We start from the raw sequence: 23,405 nt of genomic DNA, 5'->3' as shown, positions 1-23,405 counted from the left end.
CACGACGACGGGAAATGGGACCGACACCGCGATGACCAGAGGAACCCTTGACGTCCTCCTCCGCCTAAAGGCGGAAGATTCCCACACCTGGCGATGCACGTCCGCATCGGAGAATGTTCAGCGCAGCGTTGGTATCTCGATCATGCTCGACACCACAGTCACTGCAGGTCCACTCTCTTATTCTCAGTCCCGCGATACCTTTCGGCCGCGTCGTGCTGGCTTGCGACCCGCACGCCGAACAGGACTGGGTCGAACCGCTTTCGTCGACTTCCTCGAACGTGACTCCGTGCGCGATCGCTTTGTAGCGGAGCTTGTTTCGGAAGGACGACCAGGACGCGTCGTAGACGCTCTTCGCCATCCTGGTTCTGGCAAGTTTGACGGCAGATACGTTGCCGACCGCGATGTAATCGAAGCGCCACACCAGCTCGAGCGCGAGCTTGTGCTGGAAATCGGCTCGGGCGTTCGCGACCTTGGCGTGCAGCTTCGCGATATGTCGCTTGTGCTTTCGTGCTCGCTGCGCTTTCGCCAGCTTTTCCGCCGCTCGTCGACCGAACTGGTCATTGGGCAGCTTCTCGCCCGTCGAAAGTGTGGCGAAGTCTTTCAAGCCGAGATCGATGCCGACGCCGGAACGGATCGGGCGGGCCTGAACATCGGGTATCTCGATCACGATGTTGAGAAACCAGTTGCCACGCGCATCCTGCGCAAAGTTGGTTCCATCCCTGATCTTGCCTTCGGGAAGCGTTCGGCTGTTGAACACGCGAAACGTGTTGCCAGCGAAACGGAACGCGTCACCCTCGCGCTTCAGGTCACGGCCCTTCAGCGGCACCCAGCCCAGCGATTTCCTGCCGCGATAGCGCAGGTAGGGCCGACGGTGCTGGCTGCGCGACTTCGCGTATTGCTCGCACGTCGCGTTGACCGTGCCGGAATGGATGCCAAGCGCCTTGCTGCTCCCCGTCGTCAGCACGTTCAGATCGAATCCCGTCGGCCACTTCTTGCCCCACTTGAGCGCGTGCTTCTGCGTGTCGTTGCAGAAGTTCCAGACGTAGTTCACCGCACGGCTCTGCTTGTTGAGCAGTCCGTTGAGCGACTTCACCCGGTAGCGGTAGACAAGGATCATGCCGGTGATCCTAACTCGTGGAAGAAGCTGCCTGTCAACAGCACGCCTTTCCTTCCCGCCATCAATGGCGGGGTCTCTCGGAGAAAATTCTGATGAACCGCGCCGCTGCCACTGACGACGCGACGCTCGACGTCGACGATTGCTGGAACCGGATCGGCACGCGCGGCGACCGCTCGTGCGAGCGGCTGAACGACTGCCTGCGCTGCCTGAACTGCCCGGTCTACGCGTCGCACGCGGCGAAGCTGCTCGAGCGTCCGCTCGACGTGGCCGAGATGGCGGACGTCACGCGCCGTATGAGTGCGCTCGGCACGGCGCGCGCGGGCGACGACGACGGCGATACGCGCCATGCGGCGCTCGCGTTCCGGGTGGCCGACGAATGGCTCGCGCTGCCGATCGGCGTGCTGCGCGAGATCGCCGGCACGCGCCCGATCCACTCGCTGCCGTATCGCCGCCATTCGGCCGTGCGCGGCGTGGTCAACATCCGCGGCACGCTGCGCATCGCGATCTCGATCGGCGCGCTGCTCGGCCTCGATGCCGGCAAGGCCGGCAACGGCGGGGACGGAGGCGACGGCCGTTTCACGCGGCTGCTGGTGGCCGCGCATCAGGGCGAACCGGTCGTGTTTCCGGTCGACGAAGTCGAGGGCGTGCTGCGCTTCGGCGCGTCCGACTGGGTGCCGGTGCCTGCGACGGTCGGGCGCGCGAGCGCCGGCCTGTCGCGCGGCGTGCTGTCGTGGCGCGGCAAGTCGGTGGGGCTGCTCGACGACGATCGTCTGTTCGATGCCGTGACACGGAGCATGCGATGAGCGGCGATGACGACCTGAGCCACCTGTCGCTGCTCGAGCTGTATCGCGAGGAGACGCGCACGCAGACCCAGGCGCTGTCGGAGCGGCTGCTCGCGCTCGAATCGGGCGAGCCCGATTCCGTCGCGCTCGAGGCGTGCATGCGCGCCGCGCATTCGCTGAAGGGCGCCGCGCGCATCGTCGGCGTGCCGCTCGGCGTCGAGATCGCCGGGCGGATGGAGGAATGCTTCGTCGCCGCGCAGGCCGGCACGATCGCGCTGACGGCCACGCACGTCGACGTACTGCTGGCCGGCGTCGATTTGCTGGTGCGCGTCGGCGATCCGCAGGGGCAACCCGTGTCGCAGGCCGAGATCGACGTGTTCGCGGCGGCGCTGACGGGCGCCGACGGCGCGCAGACGATGCAGGCGCCGGCCGCTGTGCCGCCGCCGGTGCCGATGCCGCCGTCGTTCGTGCCGTATCGCGATCACGACGGCGCCGCGAACGAGCCGGTCGGCGCGAGCGCCGCGGTGCCGCCGCTCGCCGTGTCCAGCCCGGTGCCCGATCCGGTCCAGGCGGGCCGCGTGGCGGGCGCCGGCGCGATGCGCCGCGTGCGCGCCGATACGCTGAACCGGCTGCTGAGCCTGTCCGGCGAATCGCTGGTCGAATCGCGCTGGCTCAAGCCGTTCGCCGAATCGATGCTGCGCGTGAAGCGCGCGCAGCGCGACGCGGCCCGTTCGCTCGACCTGATGGTCGAGCAGTTCGCCGACGAGCTCGACGCCGGCATGCTCGCGTCGATGAACGAAGTGCGGCACATGCTCAACGACCTGCAGCGCTCGCTCGCCGAGCGCATGGACGAATTCGACCGCTTCGAGCGGCGCAGCACGCATATCGCCGAGCAGCTGTACGACGAGGCGCTGCAGTGCCGGATGCGGCCGTTCGGCGACGCGACGCGCGCGTATCCGCGCATCGTCCGCGATCTCGCGCGCTCGCTCGGCAAGCAGGTGCGTTTCTCGATCGTCGGCGAAGGCACGCAGGTCGATCGCGACATCCTCGACCTGCTCGACGCGCCGCTCGGCCACCTGCTGCGCAACGCGATCGACCATGGCGTCGATTCGCCCGACGCGCGGCGCGCGCGCGGCAAGCCGGCCGAGGCGAGCGTCACGCTCGAGGCGCGCCACAGCGCCGGCTCGCTGCTCGTCAGCGTGATCGACGACGGGCCGGGCGTCGACATGGACGCGCTGCGCGCGGCCGTCGTGCGCCAGCGCCTGACCGACGACGAGACGGCCGCGCGGCTGTCCGACCCCGAACTGCTCGAATTCCTGCTGCTGCCGGGCTTCTCGATGCGCGATGCGGTGACCGACGTATCGGGGCGCGGCGTCGGCCTCGACGCGGTGCAGGAGATGGTGCGCGGCGTGCGCGGCGCGGTGCGGATCTTCAACGAGCCGGGCGCCGGCATGCGCTTCGTGCTGCAGTTGCCGCTCACGCTGTCGGTGATCCGCAGCCTGCTCGTCGAGGTCGGCGGCGAGCCGTATGCGTTCCCGCTCGCCCACGTGCGCCGCACGCTCGAGCTTTCGCACGACGACATCGACGTGCTCGAAGGGCAGCCGCATTTTCCGTTCGACGGCCGGCGTGCGGGCCTCGTCGCCGCGCACCAGCTGCTCGACGCGGGCGAACCCGACGTGACCCGTGCCAGCACGGCGGTCGTGGTCGTCGGCGCCGAACCCGAGCTGTACGGCGTCGCGGTCGACCGCTTCCTCGGCGAACGGATGCTCGTCGTGCAGCCGCTCGACAGCCGCCTGCACAAGATCCAGAACATCGCGGCCGGCGCGTTGCTCGAGAACGGCGACCCGGTGCTGATCGTCGACGTCGAGGACCTGATCCGCTCGGTCGACAAGCTCGTGCGCGGCGGCCAGCTCGCGCGGGTCACGCGCGATCCGCAGCTCGCGCTGGCCGACCGGCGCCGCCGCGTGCTCGTCGTCGACGATTCGCTGACGGTGCGCGAGCTCGAACGCAAGCTGCTGGAAAAGCGCGGCTACGACGTGACGGTCGCGGTCGACGGGATGGAAGGGTGGAACGCGGTGCGCAGCGATGCGTTCGATCTCGTCGTGACCGACGTCGACATGCCGCGCATGGACGGGATCGAACTCGTCACGCTGATCAAGAGCGACCCGATGCTCAAGCGCGTGCCGGTGATGATCGTGTCGTACAAGGATCGCGACGAGGATCGCCGCCGCGGGCTCGATGCCGGCGCCGACTACTACCTCGCGAAGAGCAGCTTTCACGACGAAGCGCTGCTCGACGCCGTGCACGACCTGATCGGGGACGCGCGCGGATGAACATCGGCATCGTCAACGACCTGCCGCTGGCCGTCGAGGCGCTGCGCCGCGTGATCGCGCTGCGCGCGGACCATCGCGTGCTGTGGGTCGCGACCGACGGCGACGAGGCGGTGGATTTCTGCGTCGCGCATCCGCCCGACGTCGTGCTGATGGATCTCGTGATGCCGAAGGTCGACGGCGTCGCCGCGACGCGCCGGATCATGGCGCGCGCGCCGTGCGCGATCCTGATCGTGACGGCGAGCGTCAGCGCGAACACGTCGTCGGTGTACGAGGCGATGGGCGCCGGCGCGCTCGACGCGGTCGATACGCCGACGCTCGCGCTCGGGCTGTCGACCGACGCGTCGCCGCAGGCGCTGCTCGCGAAGATCGACCAGATCGGCCGGCTGCTCGAAAGCCGCAGCGCCGCGCTCGTGCCGCCGGGGCCGACGCCCGCGCGCGGACAGCCGACGCTCGTCGCGATCGGCGCGTCGGCGGGCGGGCCGACCGCGCTCACCGCGCTGCTGCGCGCGCTGCCGGCGGATTTTCCGGCCGCGATCGTGATCGTCCAGCACGTCGACCAGGCCTTCGCGTACGGGATGGCCGAATGGCTCGACGGCTATACGCGGCTGCCGGTGCGCGTCGCGCGGCAGGGCAGCATGCCGGAAGCCGGCACGGTGCTGCTCGCGGCGACCAACGACCATCTGATGCTGTCGCCGCGCGGCGTGCTCGGCTATACGCGGCATCCGGTCGAAACGCCGTACCGGCCGTCGATCGACGTGTTCTTCAACAGCGTCGCGGACGGCTGGCAGGGTGACGCGCTCGGCGTGCTGCTGACGGGCATGGGACGCGACGGCGCGCTCGGCCTGAAGGCGATGCGGGCGAAGGGCTGCTACACGATCGCGCAGGACGAGGCGACCAGCGCCGTGTACGGGATGCCGAAGGCGGCCGCGGCGGTCGGCGCGGCGTCGGCGATCCTGCCGCTCGAACAGATCGCGCCGCAGTTGATCGCGCGGATCGCGCTCGCGCCGCGCGACTGACCGCGCATCGGGCAGGCGCCGTCGTTGCGTGGCGCGCCGGCGCTGCATTGCATGCGTGGCGCGGCGTCGCGTACAATTGCGGCCTGCGGAGATGGCATGCCTCCCTGCGGTCGTTCCCGGCGCGTGGCGCGCGGTGCGGCCCTCAACCGCCGGTTTGCCCGGCTGATGATGCCTGCGTGTTCCTGGGTCGTCAGGAGGTCGCAGGCCGTCCATCCGGTATTCTGCCGCCCAGGTTTTGATGTTCTGTCGAATCTGGAAATCATGTTCTTCACCACTTCTGCCGATCTTTTCGCGACCGTGCGCTACGTGTGCCGCTGGCTCGCGCTTTCCGCGCTGCTCGGCGCGCTCGCCGGCACGGCTTCCGCGCTGTTCCTGATCGCGCTCGACTGGGCGACCGGTACGCGCGTTGCGCATCCGTGGCTGCTGTGGGGCCTGCCGGCCGCCGGTTTCGCGACCGGCTGGGTCTACCATCGCTTCGGCCAGTCGGTCGCGCGCGGCAACAACCTGCTGATCGACGAGATTCACGACCCGAAGGCGCTCGTGCCGAAGCGGATGGCGCCGCTCGTGCTCGTCGCGACCGTCGTCACGCACCTGTTCGGCGGGTCGGCCGGCCGCGAGGGCACGGCCGTGCAGATGGGCGGCGCGCTCGCCGATCGCGTCACGCACCTGTTTCGGCTTGATCGCGAGCATCGCCGCGTGCTGCTGATGGGCGGCATCGCGGCCGGCTTCGCGTCGGTATTCGGCACGCCGCTCGCGGGCGCCGTGTTCGGGATCGAGGTGCTCGCGATCGGGCGCGTGCGGTACGACGCGCTGCTGACCTGCGTCGCGTCGGCGATCGTCGCGGACGTCGTGTGCCGCGCGTGGGGCGTCCATCACACGGCCTATGCGATTCCGTTCGTGCCGGCCGTATCGGCGACCGGGCTGGCCGTGACGGTCGTTGCGGGCATCGCGTTCGGCGTGGTCGGGCGGCTGTTCGCGTTCGCGACGCATGCGCTGACCGCGTGGTTTCGCCGCGTGATCCGCTATGCGCCGCTGCAGCCGGTGCTCGGCGGCCTGCTGGTTGCGGTGGCCGCGACCGTGCTGAACGTGCCGCAGTATCTCGGCCTCGGCATCCCGACGATCGAGGCCGCGTTTCACGGCCCGCTGCCGCTTTACGATTTCGCGGGGAAGTTCGCGTTCACCGTCGTCACGCTCGCGTCGGGGTTCAAGGGCGGCGAGGTGACGCCGCTGTTCTACATCGGCGCGACGCTCGGCAATGCGCTCGGCCAGGTCCTGGCGCTGCCGGTGCCCGTGCTCGCGGGGCTCGGCTTCGTCGCGGTGTTCGCGGGCGCGGCGAACACGCCGATCGCGTCGACGATCATGGCGATCGAACTGTTCGGCGCGGATATCGGCGTGTATGCGATCGTCGCCTGTGTCGTCGCGTATCTGTTTTCCGGGCACGCGGGGATTTATCGCGCGCAGCGCGTGGCGGTGGGGAAGGGGGCGCGGGTGGAGGCGGAGTGAGGTGGGGGGCGCGGTCGATGTCGTTCGATCGCGGCGGCGCGATGCGATACCCGGGACGCTAAAAAGAGAGGCATCCAATGACGTCGGACGATTTCCTGACCGAAGCCAGGCGGCTTGCGAGGCCGTGCCGTCAGTACCGCTTCGCGGCTGACGGCGAACCCGTCACCGGCTACTGGCATGGGGTCGATGCCGGCGAGTTGTGCATTTCCACCGAACGCGACGGTGTCTGGCTGAACGTCCATCTCGACGATAGCGGCACGTCAGGCCGCGTGGAGACTTCCACGCAACCTGTCCGTTCCGGCCGCCCGCTGTGCCGATCCGACACGCTGTCGCTTCCGCCGGTCGACGCGGTGTTTCGCTTCGGCTCCGCCGCGATCGGCGCGTACCTCGACACACACGGATGGCAGCGCGACTGGGGATTCAACGGCAACTTCAAGGGCGCGGCCGCGCACGACTACGAGCGCGAGTGGATGGCGCAATGCCCGCTCTACACGGGTGGCGTGGTGGCCGTCGCGGGCGGATGGCACATGCCATGGCCCGACGACGACTGGAATGAACTGATCGACCTCGAACTCGTCCTCTGGACGTTCGAGGAATCGGAACCGTGGGTCGAGGTGTTTTCGGACGGCGGCCGTTACTCGGTGATCCAGCGGATCACCTAGCACGCGCTTAATCAGCCTTTACTGCTTCGGCAGCCGCGCGACATGACGCGCCAGCAGTTCCTCGATATCGATGCCTTTTTCCGCCAGCAACGCGGTGACGACGCCGTTCAGTTCGCCGAGCGTTTCCTTGACCGACTCGCGGATCGTATCCACGACGACCTGCGTGCTGCGCTCGATCTCGATGTTGACCTTGTCGTTGACGCCCTTCGCGTCGAACGTGGTCGCGCGGCGCGTTTCGGGAATCAGCCAGACATCGAACCAGCCTTCGTCGCGGTTGACGTCGGACACGGTGAGGCTGCAGCCGTTGATCGCGATGTAGCCCTTCGCGAACACATAGCGCTTGAACGCGGCCGGCACGCCGATGCGGATCATCCGGTTGTGCTCGGACGACGCGATGTGCGCGATGGTCCCCGTGAAATCGACATGACCGGACAGCGGATGACCGCCGATCTCCGCGCCGTCCTTCGCGGCCCGCTCGACGTTGACGCGCGCGCCGGTCGCGAGGTCGGCGAGTGTCGTGATCCGCAGGCTCGGCAGCATCACGTCGAAGTCGATCAGCGCCGGCGAATGGATGGTCGTCACCGTCAGGCACACGCCGTCGACCGACACGCTCGCACCGATCTCAATCTCGTCGGTGAACCGTTCGGGGAACTCGATGCTGAACGTCCTCAGTTCGCCGTGATCCTTGATGGCGTTGATGACGGCAACACCCTGAACAATGCCTGTAAACATGATCGATCCCTCGTCGCAAATTTCCTGGCCGACATGATAAGTGATCCCGCTGCCGGACATGCCGCGGCGCGCGGGCCGGCGCCGGCGAGCCCGTGCCGCAGATACAGAAAAGGCCGTGCACGTGGCACGGCCTCGATCCGGATCCGCTGGCTCGCCGACACGGCCCGGCGGCGATGACCGCGCCGCCAGGCTGCATCGCGCCGTGCTTGCATCAAACCTCAGCCGGCTCCCCCAGCGCCCCGGCATCGCGATCCGCCACGCGCCGCGGCGAATCGGCGAGCCCCTTCGCGAGCTCCAGCGCTTGCCGTTCGAACAGCCGGCGATAGATGCCGCCGTCGATGCGGATCAGCGCGTCGTGGTTGCCTTCCTCGATCACCTTGCCGCGATCGAGCACCAGCAGCCGGTCGAGCGCGCGCACGGTCGACAGCCGGTGCGCGACGACGAGCGTCGTGCGGCCGACCATCAGCCGCTCCATCGCCTGCTGGATCAGCAGCTCGCTTTCGCTGTCGAGGCTCGACGTCGCTTCGTCGAGGATCAGGATCGGCGCATCGGCGAGGAACGCGCGCGCGATCGCGACGCGCTGGCGCTCGCCGCCCGACAGCTTGATCCCGCGTTCGCCGACGAGCGTGTCATAGCCGTCCGGCAGCGCGGCGATGAAGTCGTGCGCACTCGCCAGACGCGCGGCGCGCTCGATGTCGGCGCGGCTCGCATCGGGGCGCGCATACGCGATGTTCTCCGCGAGCGTGCGGTGGAACAGCACGGGCTCCTGCTGGACGATCGCGATCTGGCTGCGCAGCGAATCCTGCCGCACCTGCGCGATGTCCTGGCCGTCGATCGTGATGCGGCCGCCCGACACGTCGTACAGGCGCTGGATCAGCTTGATGAACGTCGTCTTGCCCGACCCCGAATGGCCGACGAGGCCCACGCGTTCGCCGGGCGCGATCCGCATCGAGAAATCGTCGTACAGCGGCACCGGATGGTTGCCGTAGCGGAACGTCACGTGCTCGAAGCGGATCTCGCCTTGCCCGATCCGGATCGCCGGCGCGCCGGGGCGATCGTCGATGCCAAGCGGCTGCCGTTCGAGCGCGACGAGCTCTTCCATGTCGTTCACCGAGCGCTGCAGGTTGCGGATGTGCATGCCGACGTCGCGCAGGTAACCCTGCAGCATGAAGAACATCGTCAGCGCGAACGCGATGTCGCCGACGCTCGCCTCGTCGTTCATCCACAGCCGCAACGCGACGCCGATCATCGCGGCCTGCATCGCGACGAGCATCGCGCCTTGCAGCCCGCCGTTGAACGTGCCGCGCACCCACGTGCGGCGCGTGCGCTGCCGCCATTTGCCGATCACGCGCGCGAGCCGCGCTTCCTCGCGCGTTTCCGCGCCGAACGCCTTGACGACCGCGTTGCAACTCACGGCGTCGGCCAGCGCGCCGCCCATGCGCGTGTCCCACAGGTTGCCGAGCCGGGCGGCCGGCGCGACGATGCCGAGCGACACCGTGACCGTCACCGCGATGTACAGCAGCGAACCCGCGCCGACGACGAGCCCCATCACCGGCCAGTGCGTGCCGAGCAGCACGGTCGCGCCGACCAGCATCGCGACCGACGGCAGCAGCGCGATCAGCACGGTGTCGTTGAGCAGGTCGAGCGCCCAGATCCCGCGCGTGATCTTGCGCACGGTCGAGCCCGCGAAGCTGTTCGCGTGCCAGTCGGTCGAGAAGCGCTGCACGCGGTGGAACGACGCGGCGGCGATCTCGCTCATCATCTTCAGCGTGAGCGTGATGATGTTCAGGTAGACGCCCTGGCGCAGCACCGTCGCGCCGATGCCGAGCGCGGCGAGCGTGCCGAACGCGACGAGGGCCGAATGCCACGCCGCGGCGCGGTCGGTGAGGCCGGTCGACAGCGCGTCGACGAGGCGGCCGGCGAACAGCGGCGTGAGGACGTCGGCGAGCGCGGCGAGCAGCGCGAGGCTCGCGACCGTGGCGATGCGCGCCGGCTGCTTGCGCCAGTAACGGATGGTGAAGCCGAAGACGGCCTGGAATGCGTGGCCGCCCAGATGGGAGCTTTTTCTGGTCATGTATTGTTGCCCGGCGCATCGCGCGACGGGACTTTCCGGTTCGGAGAACGTCGAAAACGCAACAGCCGGGCCGCGCGACACACGCGGGGCGGAACGAAACGGGCTGTCGGGAAAAGCGCGGCTGACGGGTTAGCGGAAAACTCGGGAGCCGGCGCGGACGGCGGGCTGGATCAGCTGCGCCGCGAGACCACGTTCGGGAAGGTTGCTGGCATTCGGAACATCTGCACCTCCCTGAAGTGAACGGTTGAATGAAAGGACGCCGAAAAGACGTGCAGCGATTTTATCAGGACAGTCGCGCGCGCCGCAACGTCTGACGAATGCGGCGTTGCTGCGTCGATACGGTGAGTATTCCGGGTTTTGGCCCCTTTTCGCGTACGTTGCGCGATGGCGGGTGCGGAGCCGGCGCGCGCATCGATTACACTTCCGCGTCCGCGGCGCGCGACGACGCGCGGCCGCCCGGATTCACTCCGAACCATTCCCGAGGAAACGATGAGCGACGTTCAGCAAGGCATCCTGGCTCCGATCGATACGGTAGCCCGATACCTCACTTTCACGATGTCGAACGACGGCAATATCGCCGCGGCGCTGGCCGCGCTGCGCGAGATCGTCGACGGACGCGACACGGTGGTCGGTTTCGGACACGCGCTGGCCGCCTGGCTCGGGCACCCGGTGCCGGGCCTGACCGACTATCCGGCGTTCTCGGTGAACGACCGTACGCTGCCGATGACGCCGGCCGACGTGTGGGTCTGGCTGCGCTCGGACGACCGCGGCGAGATCGTGCTGCGCGCGCGGGCGATCGAACGCGCGCTCGCGCCGGCGTTCGCGCTGCAGGAGGCCGTCGACGGCTTCCGCTATTCGAACGATCGCGACCTGTCCGGCTACGAGGACGGCACCGAGAACCCGGAAGGCGACGACGCGGTGGCCGCGGCGATCGTCACGGGGCAGGGCGCGGGGCTCGACGGCTCGAGTTTCGTCGCGGTGCAGCAGTGGGTGCACGACTTCGACCAGATGGAGCGCATTCCGTCGGGCGACATGGACCACATCATCGGGCGTCGCCGTTCGGACAACGAGGAACTCGACGACGCGCCCGAATTCGCGCACGTGAAGCGCACCGCGCAGGAAAGCTTCGCGCCCGAGGCGTTCATGCTGCGCCGTTCGTCGCCGTGGTCGGACACGCGCCGGGCGGGCCTGTACTTCGTCGCGTTCGGCTGCTCGTTCCGCGCATTCGACGTGCAGATGCGCCGGATGAGCGGCGAGGAAGACGGGATCGTCGACGGCCTGTTCCGCTTCACGCGGCCGCTGACGGGCGCGTATTTCTGGTGCCCGCCGATGAAGGACGGCAAGCTGGACCTCGCCGCGCTCGGACTGTAAGCGCCGGGCGGGATCGACGAACGGGCGGGTCGCGCCGGAATGCGCGGCCCGCCCGTTTCGTTTTTCAAGCTTTCAAGCGGCAGTGCGTGCGGACTGCCGCGTGCGTCAGTTCAGCGTCGTGTCGATCCGCGTGCCGCGCTTGATGAACTGCGTCACCGGGGTTTTCTCGCAGATTTCCGCGAGACGCTGGCGTTGCGCGTCGTCGAGCGGGCCGTCGAGCGTCACGACGCGGCGCACGTACTGCACGCCTTCGCGATCGGCATGCAACTCGGTGCGCACCGCGATGCGCGCGGCCGGCCACGTCTTGCGCTGCATGTACATACGCAGCGTCGCGGCCGTGCATTGCGCGAGCCCGGCCAGCACGAACTCGTACGGCGCCGGCCCGCGATCCTGGCCGCCTTCGCGCGGCGCTTCGTCGCCGGTCAGCGCATGCGTGCCGGCCTGCAACTGGACGACGTAGTCGGGCGCGTCGGCATCGAGGACGGCGGCGGCGTGGATCAGGGACATGGCAGGGCTCCGGGAAGCAAATAAAGGAAAGCGGGCGCCGCGTGGCGGCGTGCAGCCGTCAGCATACCGTTCCGGCCGCGCGGGCGCGCGCGACGCGCTACGCGTCGGCGATGCCGGCGCTGCTGCGCACGCGCGCGGCGATGCGTTCGCACGCGTTCGATGCACGTCGATGCCGTTCGCGCCGATACGCGAGCGTTCGCTTTGTCGATGTAACGCAATCAAACACGCACGTCATTAAGCATGACGGCTGCAATAATCGGCCGCATCGCATACGCGATTCTGTATCGGCATACCAGCGGTATGCGGCAGCCTGTAGTAATCCGCCATCATGCTGTCCCCGTCGGCCATTTCGCGCCAAAGGCACGACCCGTTCGGCTAAGATGCCGTCGCTTCATATTTCGGGATAGCCGTCCTGTCGCACGCATTCAAACCAAATATAAGCCTGACAGTTCGACGGTATTAGAAGAAGTCGAACAAGTCGGGGGCTTGGCCAGTGAATGCAGCAGATCAGCGGTGGGTCATTATCTATTTGAGTACGGGGTTTTCGTTGGCCCAGGCCGCGCGTCTCGGCGAGGCCTTCAACCTGGCGAATCGCCTGCATGGGTACGGCGTGGATTACCAGCTCAAGTACGTATCCGAAAGCGGAGGACTGTTGCAGTCGTCGTCCGGCGTGAGAATCGCGGCCGATCCGCTCGGCGACGAACACAGCCGCCGCGCGCTCGCGTTCTTTCATCTTCATGGCGACCGCGCGGCCGTCAACTGGGACGACGCATTGCAACGGCGCCTGGCCGACATTCGCCAGCATGCGCGCTGGATCGTCGACGCGATGGACCTGCCCGCGCTCGCCGCCACGCAGCGGCCGTCGTCGTCGATCGACGTGCGGCCGGGCAGCGCCCGGCGCCGCGCCGCCACGACCATCGAATCGCGGGCCGGCGAGACCGACGTGTTTGCCGCCGCGCTCGACATGTTCCGCGCGGACCTCGGCGATGGCGCCGCGCGGGAGATCGCCAGCAACATGGCGCGGCCGGTCGAGCAGCGCTATGTTCAGTCGATGTGGGCGTTCCGCGAACTGAGCGCGAGCCCGTCGATCCGGATGTCCGCGCAGCGGCTGCGCGCGCAGAGCGTGAACCGCATCTCGATCGCGAACGCCGCGCAGGCGGCCGCGATGAGCGAGCGCAATTTCCTGCGGCGCTTCAAGAAGGAAATCGGCGTGACGCCGACCGAGTTCGTCCAGCACGTGCGGCTCGAACGGGCGTGCCACATGCTGATCCATACGACGCTGCCGGCCGACAAGGTCGCGCGGCGCACCGGGTTCGGCAGCGGCGAGCGGCTCGCGAAGCTGTTTCGCCAGCGCCTGCTGATGTCGCCGACCGAATTTCGCGTCGCCGAGCGGGAAAAAATCCTCGCGCACGACGCGGCGTCGCCCGACCCGGATGACGGGCAGGCCGCCGCGTGCTGCGACGGCGAGGGGGCGGAATGCGACGCGTGCGCGACCGCGCGCGGGAAAACGGGACGGATACCCGTAGAATCGTCGTGTCGCGACCTCGATTCCCGGTTTCCATGCCCTTCCTCCCCTCTACCGCCACCGCCCCTTTCTGCCCGTCGGAAGTAAAGGGCAGCATCACGATCGACGCGGCCGCGCCGCGCTGGCAGAAGCTCAAGCGTTTCTTCGGCCCCGGCCTGCTGGTCGCGATCGGCTACATGGATCCCGGCAACTGGGCGACCGATATCCAGGCGGGCTCGCAGTTCGGCTATTCGCTGCTGTGGGTCGTCGCGTTCTCGAGCCTCGCGGCGATCTTCCTGCAGATGCTCGCGGCGCGGCTCGGCCTCGTCGCGGGCAAGGATCTCGCGCAGGCCAGCTACGAGCGCTACGGCCGGGTCGGCCGCGTCGTGCAGTGGATCACCGCCGAAGTGTCGATCATCGCGTGCGACATCGCGGAAGTGCTCGGTTGCGCGCTCGCGTTCAAGCTGCTGCTCGGCGTGCCGCTCGCGTGGGGCGTCGTGCTCACCGCGCTCGACACGGTGATCGTGCTCGGCCTGCAGGGCAAGGGGTTCCGGCAGATCGAGGCGATCGTGCTCGGGCTGATCGCGACGATGGCGTTCTGCTTCGTCGCGCAGGTGGCGATCACGCCGCCCGACTGGCACGCGGTGATCGGCGGGCTCGTGCCGGGCGACCCGGGCCACGATCGCAAGGACGCGATCGTGCTCGCGCTCGGCATCGTCGGCGCGACGATCATGCCGCACAACCTGTATCTGCATTCGTCGGTCGTGCAGACGCGGCATGTGGTCGGCGGCGCGCGCGGCTTGATCCGCGACACGCTGGGGCTCGTGCGCATCGATACCTGCGTGTCGCTGTTCGTCGCGATGCTCGTCAACGCGGCGATCCTCGTCGTCGCGGGCGCCGCGTTTCATGCGACGGGCCAGCACAACGTGACCGACATCGAACAGGCGTACCGGCTGATCACGCCGATCGCCGGCGGCGCGGCCGCGCTGTTGTTCGGCATCGCGCTGCTCGCATCGGGGCAGAGCTCGACGCTGACCGGCACGATCGCCGGCCAGGTCATCATGGACGGTTTCCTGCATACGAAGATCCCGTGCTACCAGCGCCGGCTGATCACGCGCGGGCTCGCGCTCGTGCCGGCGCTGATCGGCGTGCTGTGGCTCGGCGACGGCTCGGTCGGGCAACTGCTCGTCTGGAGCCAGGTGCTGCTGAGCCTGCAGTTGCCGTTCGCGATGTGGCCGCTGATCCGCTCGGTCAGCGACCGCAACACGATGGGCGACCACGCGATCGGTCGCGGGATGCAGGCGGCCGCATGGGCGCTGTTCGCCGTGATCACCGGCACGAACCTGCTGCTGATTACCGGTGTCGCGGGCTGATACAGCCTGTCACAGGCTGACACAGGCGTGCGGCGCGCATGCGGTAAACTGCGGCCTTTCGATCGACCCCGAAGTCCGTTATGTGGAGTGAAATCAGCAATATCGGCGATGCCGCGCTGACCTTGCCGATCGCGCTGACCTGCGCGGCATGGCTCGTGCTGACCGACTGGCGCCTCGCCGTTCGCTGGGGCGTGCTGCTGGCCGCCGGCATGGGCGTCGTCGGCGCGACGAAGATTCTCTATGCCGGATGCGGGATCGAGCTTCCGCAATTCGATTTCCGCGTGATCAGCGGCCATACGATGCTGTCGACGTCCGTGTGGACGGTCGCGCTGTCGATGCTGTGGCAGGCGTTCCGGCCGGGCAGGGCGCCCGGCATCGCGGCCGGGCTGGCCGTCGGCGCGATCACGGCCGTCGCGCGCGTGTTCGATCATTCGCACACCGTGCCGGAAGTCGTCGCCGGCTGGATGCTCGGCGCGCTGGTCGCGCTGGTGTTCCTGCGCGGCTACGACGGCGCGCGGCAGCGCGCATTCTCGCCGCGCGTCGCGGCGGCCTGCCTGCTGCTGGTGTCGGGCATCGCGTACGGGCACCGCGCGCCGTTCCAGCAGATGATCGACACGCATTCGCCGCAGCTCTGCGCGTTCGTGCGCGCGCCGTCGGGCGACCGGTTCTGACCGGTGCCGATGGCGGGTGCGCCGGCGCCGCCTTTCTGCCGCTGGGGTTCGTCCGGCGTTTTCCGGTTTTTCCGGCGGGTCGCACGATGCCACGCCGGTTCATTTCCCCGATTGCCTTCCCCGGTTGTGCGGACGCAACGCCCGGCATCCCGAAAATCGACCCGCTCGCCAGTCCGCTCGACCGGCGCGCGTGGACTCGCACATCGGTGCCGGTATGCGCGAGTCATCAACGCTGTCTATGACCGGGCATAACGAATATTCATTTCATCGATCGGGTGCATTCGCGTACGCTGGCCGTCGTTCAACCGCGGACAGCCTGCCCGGCCGGGCACGCGTGCGTCGCGTTCGTCGCGTTCGTCTCGATATACTCGCGGAAACCGTGTGGCGCGTCGTCATGTCGGCGCACCGGCCATCGGCGCACGTCGGCCGGCAGCGGCACTGAAGGCGCGGAAAGCACGCACACCCCGTCGCAGCAGCGTTCCGCGATGACGATTCAAGACAGGAGCAGACACATGACAATCGTTTCTCCGCGCCTCGCCGGCAAGTGCGCATACATCACGGGCGCCGCGGGCGGCCTCGGCCGGGCGATCGCGCGCCGGATGGTCGAGCAGGGCGCGCGCGTGTTCGTGACCGATATCGCGGAAGCGGCGGTGCTCGACGCGTTCGCGCAGGAGCTCAACGCGGGCCACGCGACGCCGGTCGCGTTCGCCGCGACCCAGGACGTGCGCGACGAAGCGCGCTGGCAGGCGCTGCTCGTGCAGGCGACCGATGCGATGGGCGGCCTGTCGGTGCTCGTCAACAATGCGGGCGTCGGCTCGATCGGCTCGCCCGCGCAAATCGAGCTGGACGAATGGCGCCGCGTGATGGCGATCAACGTCGAGAGCATCGTGCTCGGCTGCAAGCATGCGCTGTCGTATCTGGCCGAGAGCCATCCCGCATCGATCATCAACATTTCGTCGGTCGCCGCGTTCAAGGTCGAACCGGATTTCACCGCGTACAACGCATCGAAGGCGGCGGTCGCGTCGCTGACGAAGTCGGTCGCGATCGATTGCGCGCGCCGCGAGATCGACGTGCGCTGCAATTCGATTCATCCGGCGTTCATCCGCACGGGGATCGTCGAGCCGCTGTTCCAGTCGCTCGGCGAACGCGACGCGACGCGCAAGCTCGCGCGCGGTATTCCGCTGCGCCGGCTCGGCGAGCCGGACGACGTCGCGCATGCGGCCGTGTATCTCGCGTCCGACGAGAGCCGCTTCGTGACGGCCGCCGAACTCGTGATCGACGGCGGCATGTGCGCGGTCTGACGCGCATCCCGAACCACAACGATTGGAGGAGAACAGCATGTCGACACCCGTGAACCGCCAGCTGCTATTGAAGACGCGCCCGGAAGGGCGGGTCGGCCGCGAACATTTTTCGCTCGTCGAGACGCCGGTGCCGGCGCTCGCCGACGGCGAGGTGCTCGTGCGCGTGCTGTATCTGTCGATGGACCCGACCAACCGCGTATGGATGAGCGACGTGCCGCAGTACCTGCCGCCCGTCGCGATCGGCGAGGTGATGCGCGCGCTCGGGATCGGCCGCGTGATCGCGTCGCGTAACGCGGGGTTCGCGGAGGGTGACCTCGTGCAGGGGCTCGTCGGCTGGCAGGACTACGCGGTGGTGCCGGCCGAGCAGGCCGCGCAGCTCGTGAAGCTGCCCGCGCACTCGGGCCTGCCGCTGCCGACGCTGCTCGGCGCGTGCGGGATGAGCGGGTTGACCGCGTACTACGGGCTGACCGACATCGCGCCGGTGCAGCCGGGCGAAACGCTGGTCGTGTCGGCGGCGGCCGGCTCGGTCGGCTCGATCGCCGGGCAGATCGGCAAGATCCACGGCGCACGGGTGGTCGGCATCGCGGGCGGCGCGGACAAGTGCCGCTACCTGACCGAGACGCTCGGCTTCGACGCGGCCGTCGACTACAAGGCCGACGACTTCCGCCAGCAACTGAAGGCGGCGACGCCGGACGGCGTGCACGTGAACTTCGAGAACGTCGGCGGCGAGGTGATGCGCGCGGTGTTGTCGCGGATGGTGATCGGCGGGCGCGTCGCGCTGTGCGGCGTGATCTCGAACTACAACAGCGGCCGCGCGGCCGACGACGTCGGCGTGCTGATCTCGAAGCGGCTGACGATGCGCGGCTTCCTGATCCTCGACTACCGCAAGAGCCGCGAAGCCGTGCAGACGCTCGCGGGCTGGCTGCGCGACGGCCGGCTCAAGGCCGAGGAAACCGTGGCCGACGGTCTCGAAAACGCGCCCGACGTGCTGAATCGCCTGTTCGACGGCGACCATCGCGGCAAGCTGGTGCTGCGCGTCGATCCGGACGCGTGACGGGCGTGTCTCGCCTGTCGGATCGGGCCGCGGGCGCGTATCGAGCGAGCCGAGTTCGATCAATCCGGCCGCAGTTGCACATGGCTGACGCCGGGCCGCGCGCATCGCGTCGGCCCGTATGGCGGCGTGATGACGGATGCGGCGGATGAAGCAACGGGCGCCGTGGCGCCCGTCGTGATCCATATCCGTCATCCTTGACCGGCGAGGTCCGCACGCATGCGGATCGCCGGCCGGCCGCGCGTCATTCGCCCTGTTCGGCGCGCGCGTAGATGTCCCAGCTCGCCATGAACAGCGCGGCGACGAGCGGCCCGATCACGAAGCCGTTGATGCCGAACAGCGCCATCCCGCCGAGCGTCGAGATCAGCACGACCCAGTCGGGCATCTTCGTGTCCTTGCCGACGAGGATCGGGCGCAGCAGGTTGTCGACGAGGCCGATCACGCCGACGCAGAACGCGACGAGGATCACGCACTTCCATACCGCGCCGATCATCAGGAAGTAGAGCGCGGCCGGCACCCACACGAGGCTCGCGCCGATCGCGGGCAACAGCGACAGGAACGCCATCAGCGCGCCCCACAGCACGACGCCCTCGATCCCGAGGATCCAGAAGATCAGCCCGCCGAGCGCGCCCTGGACGAGCGCGACCGCGATGTTGCCCTTCACGGTCGCGCGCACGACCGTCGTGAATTTCGCGAGCAGCAGGTTCTTGTGCTCTTCGTCGAGCGGCAGCGCGCGGCGCACGCGGCGGCCGATCTCGCCGCCGTCGCGCAGCAGGAAGAACACCATGTACAGCATCACGCCGAAGCTCACGACGAACTGGAACGTGTTCTGGCCGATGCTGAGCGCCTGGGTGGCCGCGAACTGGCTGATCTGCGCGGCGCCGTCGGTCAGCTTCTTCTGGATGCCCGGGATGTTGGTCAGCCCGTATTTCTGCAGCAGGTTCTGGATCGACGTCGGCAGCGCGTGGATGATGTCATGGAAGTACTGCGAATAATTCGGCTGCGCATCCTTGAGCTCCTGGTACACGTACGCGATTTCCTGTACGAGCGTCGCCGTGACGAACACGAGCGGCAGGATCACGATCAGGATGATCAGCGACATCGTGACGAGCGCGGCCAGATTGCGCCGCTTGCCGAAGCGTGCGGCCAGCCAGCGCTGCACGGGCTGGAACAGGATCGCGAGAATGGTGCCCCAGAAGACGGCGCCGGAGAATGGCGCGAGGATCCAGCAGAGTCCGACGGTGACCGCGAACAGCAGGAAGTAGAAGAATTTTTGGTGATCGTGTCCGCTATCCATGGGTACATTCGCGCAGATTGATGCGTGGTTTGATTGAATCTCGTTGCCCCGCGCGCGATCGGTTCGCGAACGTCAGGTTCGCGGCGCAATGCGCGGCCGGGCGGCCCATGCGGAGTATGCCCGCAAAGGTGCCGCCATCATAGCCGCTGCGTGAGACACATGCGAAAACGCCGCGGCCGGGGCCGCGGCGCTGCCGGGAAGCGAACGCGGCGCGAGGCCGCGTGCCGGATCGTCAGATGTTGAGCTTGGTGACCTTCGTGCCGTTCACCGACAGGTCGCCCATCAGGCCCGCGTTGGTCAGGACCAGCACTTCCACCGGTGCGGTAGCCGTGTTGGAGTCGACCGCGCCGTTCGCGCCGACCTTCACGACCGCGACCGACGCGTCGGCGCCGGCCGACCAGCCGTCCGACTTGCGGAACGAGTCGAGCGCATCCTGCGTCATGAACAGGAACACGACCGCCTTCGATTGCGCGCCGGCCTGCAGGCCGACCGACAGCGACGACGTGTTGTAGTAGCCGACGGTGCTGCCGCCGACGCGCAGCGCGCCGTTGCCGGACTGGGCGCCGACGATGAAGCCGGCTTGCAGCACATTCGGGAACACGAGGACGCCGCGTGCTTTCGAGACCAGGTCGCGCGAGCCGGGCACCGTCGAATACAGGCGCGACAGCGTCGCATTCACGCTGGCGTCGATCGACTCGCGCTTCGACGCGCTGGCCGCGGCGCTATCGGGTTTGCCGGACGTGGTCGTGCAACCGGCGAGGGCGAGGCTGCCGAGCATCACGGCGGCGGCGGCTTTCATGGCGAGGGATTTCTGCATGGCGTTTCTCCTTCGTTGTCTGATGGGTGACGGGCGAGGCGGGCGGCGGTACACGCCGCCCCGTTCAACGGCGGGAAAGGAGCAGGCCCGCAACGAACGCAAGGCCCGCGACGACGCCGGCGGTTTGCCACGGGTTCTCGTGCACGACCTGCGACACGCGTTCGGCCGAATCGCGCAGCCGGGCGGCCGCGCTGCCCGACGCATAGTCGAGCGCGCCGCGTGCTTCATCGAGGCGGGATTGCACGCGCTTGCGCAGCGTGGCGATATCGCCATCGCCATCGTTTTTCAGCAGATCTTCCAGTTCGTCGACTAGCCCGCGCAGATCGTCGGTCACGTCGGCATGCAGATCGCGGGCAGCCGCGCGCGTCGTGCGGCCCACGCGTCGGCCGGTGCGACGGATATCGGACAGCCCGCGGTCCAGCTTGTGTTCGATCGAGTCGGTAAGCGCCATGGTGTTTATCCTCCTTTGATTCCAGGCAATTTGAAGATAAGACGAATCGCTGCAACTGATGTGATTCACTTGATCCGATTGAGTTTCGAGACAAATTTTCAATTCGTCGGCAGGATCGCCGGGAAACCCCGTCGCGCGGGGCGGCGCTGCGGTTGAAAAAATTTCGCGCGTCGGGGCGATACAGCGTGTCGAGCAGCGGATCGCAGTGAAGGTGCGGTAAATATGGCGCCGCCACCGGCATCAGGTAAATAGTGCCGTTGCAGGTTGAGCGCTGATGCAAATGCACTACTCGACGCCCGGTCGAGGCGCACGATTCGTGCCTGATGCCGGCTGCGGGCCGGTATCGTTCAGTGCGACGTCGATGACGACGGGATCGTGGTCCGACGAGCGGTAGGCGTCCGGTGCGTAATAAGCCGACCGTCGCGTGCGCGTTTTGTAATCGGGCACGGATTGCAGCGCGACCGGTTCGTCCGCATTGATGTGCCAGAACCGCACGGCCTTCACGCGCGCGGCGAGCGGCGGCGTGGCGAGCGCGTGGTCGAGATTGCCGGCTTCGCCGCGAAATACGTAGCTGTACGCAGCATCGCCGACGAAGTGCGCAACCAGGTTCGCGTAGCCGCGCGCTTCGAGCGTGCGGACCGGGTCTTCCTTTGCATAACTGTTCAGATCGCCGATCAGCAGCACGCCGTCGGCCGCGACGCCCGTCGGCGACGTGGCGAGCCAGTCGGCGACGCGTGCGGCCGCCCGCGTGCGCGCCGCGTTCCAGCAGCCCTGGCCGTCCGACTGGTCGAGATCGGCGCCGCTCGCGTGCGGGCAGTTCTTCGACTTCAGGTGATTGACCGCGACCGTGAACGCACGCGTGCCGCCGATGCGCCGGAACGTCTGCGCGAGCGGCGGGCGGTGTCGGCCGCCGAGCGAGACGGTGGCGGCGCGCCCGACCGGCTCGATCGTGCGGCTGTCGTACAGCAGCGCGACCGCGATCGCGTCGCGGCCCAGGCGCGCGGTGCCGGGATCGACCGCGCGCCAGCCGTCGCCGAGTTGCGCGGCGAGCCGACGGATGGCGCTCGCGTCGCCGTGGCCGTTGTTCGCGATTTCCATCAGCCCGATCACGTCGGCGCGCAGCGCGCGCAACGCCGCGACGATCTTCGCTTCCTGCCGCGCGAACGCGGCGGGCGTTTTCGCGCCACGGTTGGCCGGCGTGTCGAATCCGCCGCCACGGCCGTCGCCGTTGAAATAGTTGAAGACGTTGAACGACACGATGCGCACGTCGGCATCGGGATGCCGGGCCGGCGCCGCGGTGCGCGGGTTCGCGGCGGCATTGAATACGGGCGCCGCGCCGGCCACCGGTTGCAGCCGCCATGTACCGTAGCGCAACTCGAGCACGCCTTCGACGCCGCGTACCGTGTAGCCCGCGCGCAGCGTGTTGGCGGCGTTCAGCGCGGGCGGCGGATAGCGGACGGTCGCCGGGTCGCGGCGGTTCGAACCGTCGTCGAGCACGAGGCGATTCAATGCGTTGGCCGCTGCCTGCGCGGCAGCGTCGGCCGGCGGCGCGACCTGGGTCGGCACGCGCAGCCGGCCGTTGCTCAGCACGATGCTGCCGTAGCGGCCGAGTTCGTAGGCATCGCTGACCGTCAGCGTTTGCGGCAGGCGTACGCGCATGGCTTCGTGCGCGGCGAGGACGGCGGGCGACGCAACCGGCAGCGCGAGCGCGGCCGGCGTGACCGTCTGCCCGCGTGCGCAGACGGCCACGCGGCCCGACAGCGTGAGCTGCGTCCGGCCGTATTTCTCGTCGACCTTGCCGGTCAGACGCACGAGATCGCCGGGTTCTGCGCGCGCATTCGGTGCGTAGACGAACAGGCCTTCCGGAACGCCCGGCCGGTGTTGCCGTTGCGCGTCGGCCTGCTGGACGAAGAAGCCGCCGAGGCCGTCTGCGCCGCCGAACGCCGCGGTGACGACCGCTTCGATCGACGTCGTTTGCCCGGCGAGCCGCGACGGACCGCCGGTGCGGCGGATCTCGGCGATCGCCGTGGCGGGGCCGCCGCAACCGCTGCCGACCGGCAGCGCGGCGGGGGTCGGCCGCGCGCAGAAGGCCACGGACAGCACGGCGGACAACACGACGAACAGCGCGACGAACAGCGCGACGGCAAGCAGGGGGAGCGGGCGTGACATGGGACGGTCCACAGGATGAAAATCCGACAGTTCGGGACCGCATCTTGAAGGCAAAATGTCAGGCTGCGGCCGAAATGGCCGTTCGGCCATTGCCGGTTGGCCAACGATGCGGCAAGCCGCCCCGCGGCTGTTACGCTTTCGCACCGGGCGTCGCGTGCCGCTCGGCCGCTGCACGCCGCCGCACCCCGTTCCCACAGGAGAAATCCATGTCTTACATGCTGTTGATTGTCGAACCGACCGAGCAGCGCGCCGAGCGCACGCTCGACGAAGGCCAGGCGCTCTATGCGCGGATGGTCGATTTCGCCGAGTCGCTGAAGGCGCGCGGCGTGCTGCGCGGCGTCGAGTCGCTGGAACGGTCCGAGCGCGGCACGCGCGTGCAGGTGCGCGACGGCGAGACGCGTCTGCTCGACGGGCCGTTCGCGGAGGCGAAGGAGATGGTCGGCGGCTTCTTCCTCGTCGACGTCGACACGCGCGAGGAAGCGATCGACATCGCGCGCCAGTGCCCGGCCGCGCAATGGTGCACGGTCGAGGTGCGCGCGGTCGGCCCGTGCTTTCTGTGAGCGTCGCGACTCGGTATTTACCCTGATTTGTCGTGGCGCGTGTCGATCCGGCCGTCTTCCGCCCGTCGTCCGGGTAAGGCGCCACGGAACGGGCGCCGCTTTCCACCGACGACA

Annotated in this window: 20 protein-coding genes, 1 pseudogene and 1 riboswitch; of the genes and pseudogenes, 13 read left to right on the top strand and 8 right to left on the bottom strand. The window is 68.4% G+C overall.

Annotated elements, in window-relative coordinates; translation table 11 throughout:
• Nucleotides 1-64 precede the first annotated feature (64 nt).
• Nucleotides 65-1,117, bottom strand: a complete 1,053-nt coding sequence (locus tag HWX76_RS02960; RefSeq protein ID WP_089489114.1) for an RNA-guided endonuclease TnpB family protein — start codon at nt 1,115-1,117, stop codon at nt 65-67.
• 92 nt (nt 1,118-1,209) lie between these two features.
• Between HWX76_RS02960 and HWX76_RS02955 the strand changes: the two genes are divergently transcribed.
• From HWX76_RS02955 to HWX76_RS02935, 5 genes are all read left to right on the top strand, one after another.
• Complete coding sequence (locus HWX76_RS02955) at nt 1,210-1,920, top strand: chemotaxis protein CheW (RefSeq protein WP_176015520.1); 711 nt, start codon at nt 1,210-1,212, stop codon at nt 1,918-1,920.
• Nucleotides 1,917-4,232, top strand: coding sequence for a hybrid sensor histidine kinase/response regulator (locus tag HWX76_RS02950; RefSeq protein ID WP_176015448.1), 2,316 nt, complete (start codon nt 1,917-1,919; stop codon nt 4,230-4,232). Before HWX76_RS02955 ends, HWX76_RS02950 begins: the two co-directional genes overlap by 4 nt.
• Nucleotides 4,229-5,248: a chemotaxis response regulator protein-glutamate methylesterase gene (locus tag HWX76_RS02945; protein WP_050017378.1), complete on the top strand. Its 1,020-nt coding sequence runs from the start codon at nt 4,229-4,231 to the stop codon at nt 5,246-5,248. Before HWX76_RS02950 ends, HWX76_RS02945 begins: the two co-directional genes overlap by 4 nt.
• A gap of 78 nt (nt 5,249-5,326) precedes the next feature.
• Nucleotides 5,327-5,430, top strand: a riboswitch (Fluoride riboswitch).
• Between the two features lie 79 nt (nt 5,431-5,509).
• The gene (locus HWX76_RS02940) at nt 5,510-6,751 is read left to right on the top strand and encodes a voltage-gated chloride channel family protein (RefSeq protein WP_176015447.1); all 1,242 of its coding nucleotides are present in this window, start codon (nt 5,510-5,512) and stop codon (nt 6,749-6,751) included.
• 77 nt (nt 6,752-6,828) lie between these two features.
• Nucleotides 6,829-7,413, top strand: coding sequence for a hypothetical protein (locus HWX76_RS02935; protein WP_176015446.1), 585 nt, complete (start codon nt 6,829-6,831; stop codon nt 7,411-7,413).
• Between the two features lie 18 nt (nt 7,414-7,431).
• On the opposite strand, the gene HWX76_RS02930 is transcribed toward HWX76_RS02935, so the two are convergent.
• Nucleotides 7,432-8,145, bottom strand: a complete 714-nt coding sequence (locus HWX76_RS02930; RefSeq protein ID WP_124593271.1) for a riboflavin synthase subunit alpha — start codon at nt 8,143-8,145, stop codon at nt 7,432-7,434.
• 211 nt (nt 8,146-8,356) lie between these two features.
• The gene (locus HWX76_RS02925) at nt 8,357-10,219 is read right to left on the bottom strand and encodes an ABC transporter ATP-binding protein (RefSeq protein ID WP_050017375.1); all 1,863 of its coding nucleotides are present in this window, start codon (nt 10,217-10,219) and stop codon (nt 8,357-8,359) included.
• Nucleotides 10,220-10,708: 489 nt separating this feature from the next.
• Here HWX76_RS02925 and HWX76_RS02920 point away from each other — a divergent pair, with 489 nt between their 5' ends.
• Nucleotides 10,709-11,590, top strand: coding sequence for a Dyp-type peroxidase (locus HWX76_RS02920; protein ID WP_050017374.1), 882 nt, complete (start codon nt 10,709-10,711; stop codon nt 11,588-11,590).
• Between the two features lie 105 nt (nt 11,591-11,695).
• Here the strand turns inward: HWX76_RS02920 and HWX76_RS02915 are convergent, their stop codons facing one another.
• Entirely contained in the window at nt 11,696-12,097 is a 402-nt protein-coding gene (locus HWX76_RS02915) for an OsmC family protein (RefSeq protein ID WP_069618571.1), read from the bottom strand.
• A 547-nt stretch (nt 12,098-12,644) separates the two neighbouring features.
• Between HWX76_RS02915 and HWX76_RS02910 the strand changes: the two genes are divergently transcribed.
• From HWX76_RS02910 to HWX76_RS36620, 6 genes and pseudogenes are all read left to right on the top strand, one after another.
• On the top strand, nt 12,645-13,709 hold the full coding sequence (locus HWX76_RS02910) for a helix-turn-helix domain-containing protein (RefSeq protein WP_176015445.1): 1,065 nt from the start codon (nt 12,645-12,647) through the stop codon (nt 13,707-13,709).
• Nucleotides 13,658-14,974 carry an Nramp family divalent metal transporter gene (locus tag HWX76_RS02905; protein ID WP_176015444.1) on the top strand — a complete coding sequence of 439 codons (1,317 nt, stop codon included), beginning with the start codon at nt 13,658-13,660 and terminating at the stop codon, nt 14,972-14,974. The genes HWX76_RS02910 and HWX76_RS02905 overlap by 52 nt, the downstream gene beginning before the upstream one ends.
• An 80-nt stretch (nt 14,975-15,054) precedes the next feature.
• Nucleotides 15,055-15,645, top strand: coding sequence for a phosphatase PAP2 family protein (locus HWX76_RS02900; RefSeq protein WP_050017370.1), 591 nt, complete (start codon nt 15,055-15,057; stop codon nt 15,643-15,645).
• Nucleotides 15,646-16,157: 512 nt separating this feature from the next.
• Entirely contained in the window at nt 16,158-16,946 is a 789-nt protein-coding gene (locus tag HWX76_RS02895) for an SDR family oxidoreductase (protein ID WP_050017369.1), read from the top strand.
• Nucleotides 16,947-16,983: 37 nt separating this feature from the next.
• On the top strand, nt 16,984-18,000 hold the full coding sequence (locus HWX76_RS02890; protein WP_050017368.1) for an NADP-dependent oxidoreductase: 1,017 nt from the start codon (nt 16,984-16,986) through the stop codon (nt 17,998-18,000).
• An 84-nt stretch (nt 18,001-18,084) separates the two neighbouring features.
• Nucleotides 18,085-18,198 (top strand): annotated as a pseudogene (locus tag HWX76_RS36620) (thioesterase); the annotation flags it as partial.
• A gap of 43 nt (nt 18,199-18,241) precedes the next feature.
• On the opposite strand, the gene HWX76_RS02885 reads toward HWX76_RS36620, so the two are convergent.
• The 4 genes from HWX76_RS02885 to HWX76_RS02870 form a co-directional block, all read right to left on the bottom strand.
• A complete protein-coding gene (locus HWX76_RS02885) occupies nt 18,242-19,294 on the bottom strand; it encodes an AI-2E family transporter (protein WP_050017367.1) in 1,053 nt (350 codons plus the stop codon).
• A gap of 232 nt (nt 19,295-19,526) precedes the next feature.
• Nucleotides 19,527-20,111, bottom strand: coding sequence for a YSC84-related protein (locus HWX76_RS02880; protein ID WP_050017366.1), 585 nt, complete (start codon nt 20,109-20,111; stop codon nt 19,527-19,529).
• A gap of 64 nt (nt 20,112-20,175) precedes the next feature.
• Nucleotides 20,176-20,562 carry a DUF883 family protein gene (locus HWX76_RS02875; RefSeq protein ID WP_050017365.1) on the bottom strand — a complete coding sequence of 129 codons (387 nt, stop codon included), beginning with the start codon at nt 20,560-20,562 and terminating at the stop codon, nt 20,176-20,178.
• 285 nt (nt 20,563-20,847) lie between these two features.
• Nucleotides 20,848-22,731, bottom strand: coding sequence for an ExeM/NucH family extracellular endonuclease (locus HWX76_RS02870; protein WP_176015443.1), 1,884 nt, complete (start codon nt 22,729-22,731; stop codon nt 20,848-20,850).
• Between the two features lie 206 nt (nt 22,732-22,937).
• On the opposite strand from HWX76_RS02870, the gene HWX76_RS02865 reads away from it, so the two are divergent.
• Nucleotides 22,938-23,291, top strand: a complete 354-nt coding sequence (locus tag HWX76_RS02865) for a YciI family protein (protein ID WP_124593267.1) — start codon at nt 22,938-22,940, stop codon at nt 23,289-23,291.
• Nucleotides 23,292-23,405: the final 114 nt, after the last annotated feature.

The organism is Burkholderia sp. BCC0398 (assembly GCF_902833245.1).
Classification (GTDB): domain Bacteria; phylum Pseudomonadota; class Gammaproteobacteria; order Burkholderiales; family Burkholderiaceae; genus Burkholderia; species Burkholderia sola.
This window is presented reverse-complemented; position numbering and strand designations above follow the sequence as displayed.

Bases quoted from the DNA above. Each gene is read 5' to 3' on its own strand.
- HWX76_RS02920 (WP_050017374.1), top strand. From the start codon at position 10,709: ATGAGCGACGTTCAGCAAGGCATCCTGGCTCCGATCGATACGGTAGCC.
- HWX76_RS02905 (WP_176015444.1), top strand. From the start codon at position 13,658: ATGCCCTTCCTCCCCTCTACCGCCACCGCCCCTTTCTGCCCGTCGGAA.
- HWX76_RS02895 (WP_050017369.1), top strand. From the start codon at position 16,158: ATGACAATCGTTTCTCCGCGCCTCGCCGGCAAGTGCGCATACATCACG.
- HWX76_RS02900 (WP_050017370.1), top strand. From the start codon at position 15,055: ATGTGGAGTGAAATCAGCAATATCGGCGATGCCGCGCTGACCTTGCCG.
- HWX76_RS02915 (WP_069618571.1), bottom strand. From the start codon at position 12,097: ATGTCCCTGATCCACGCCGCCGCCGTCCTCGATGCCGACGCGCCCGAC.
- HWX76_RS02935 (WP_176015446.1), top strand. From the start codon at position 6,829: ATGACGTCGGACGATTTCCTGACCGAAGCCAGGCGGCTTGCGAGGCCG.
- HWX76_RS02930 (WP_124593271.1), bottom strand. From the start codon at position 8,145: ATGTTTACAGGCATTGTTCAGGGTGTTGCCGTCATCAACGCCATCAAG.
- HWX76_RS02960 (WP_089489114.1), bottom strand. From the start codon at position 1,117: ATGATCCTTGTCTACCGCTACCGGGTGAAGTCGCTCAACGGACTGCTC.
- HWX76_RS02875 (WP_050017365.1), bottom strand. From the start codon at position 20,562: ATGGCGCTTACCGACTCGATCGAACACAAGCTGGACCGCGGGCTGTCC.
- HWX76_RS02945 (WP_050017378.1), top strand. From the start codon at position 4,229: ATGAACATCGGCATCGTCAACGACCTGCCGCTGGCCGTCGAGGCGCTG.
- HWX76_RS02955 (WP_176015520.1), top strand. From the start codon at position 1,210: ATGAACCGCGCCGCTGCCACTGACGACGCGACGCTCGACGTCGACGAT.
- HWX76_RS02925 (WP_050017375.1), bottom strand. From the start codon at position 10,219: ATGACCAGAAAAAGCTCCCATCTGGGCGGCCACGCATTCCAGGCCGTC.
- HWX76_RS02865 (WP_124593267.1), top strand. From the start codon at position 22,938: ATGTCTTACATGCTGTTGATTGTCGAACCGACCGAGCAGCGCGCCGAG.
- HWX76_RS02885 (WP_050017367.1), bottom strand. From the start codon at position 19,294: ATGGATAGCGGACACGATCACCAAAAATTCTTCTACTTCCTGCTGTTC.
- HWX76_RS02940 (WP_176015447.1), top strand. From the start codon at position 5,510: ATGTTCTTCACCACTTCTGCCGATCTTTTCGCGACCGTGCGCTACGTG.
- HWX76_RS02890 (WP_050017368.1), top strand. From the start codon at position 16,984: ATGTCGACACCCGTGAACCGCCAGCTGCTATTGAAGACGCGCCCGGAA.
- HWX76_RS02880 (WP_050017366.1), bottom strand. From the start codon at position 20,111: ATGCAGAAATCCCTCGCCATGAAAGCCGCCGCCGCCGTGATGCTCGGC.
- HWX76_RS02870 (WP_176015443.1), bottom strand. From the start codon at position 22,731: ATGTCACGCCCGCTCCCCCTGCTTGCCGTCGCGCTGTTCGTCGCGCTG.
- HWX76_RS02950 (WP_176015448.1), top strand. From the start codon at position 1,917: ATGAGCGGCGATGACGACCTGAGCCACCTGTCGCTGCTCGAGCTGTAT.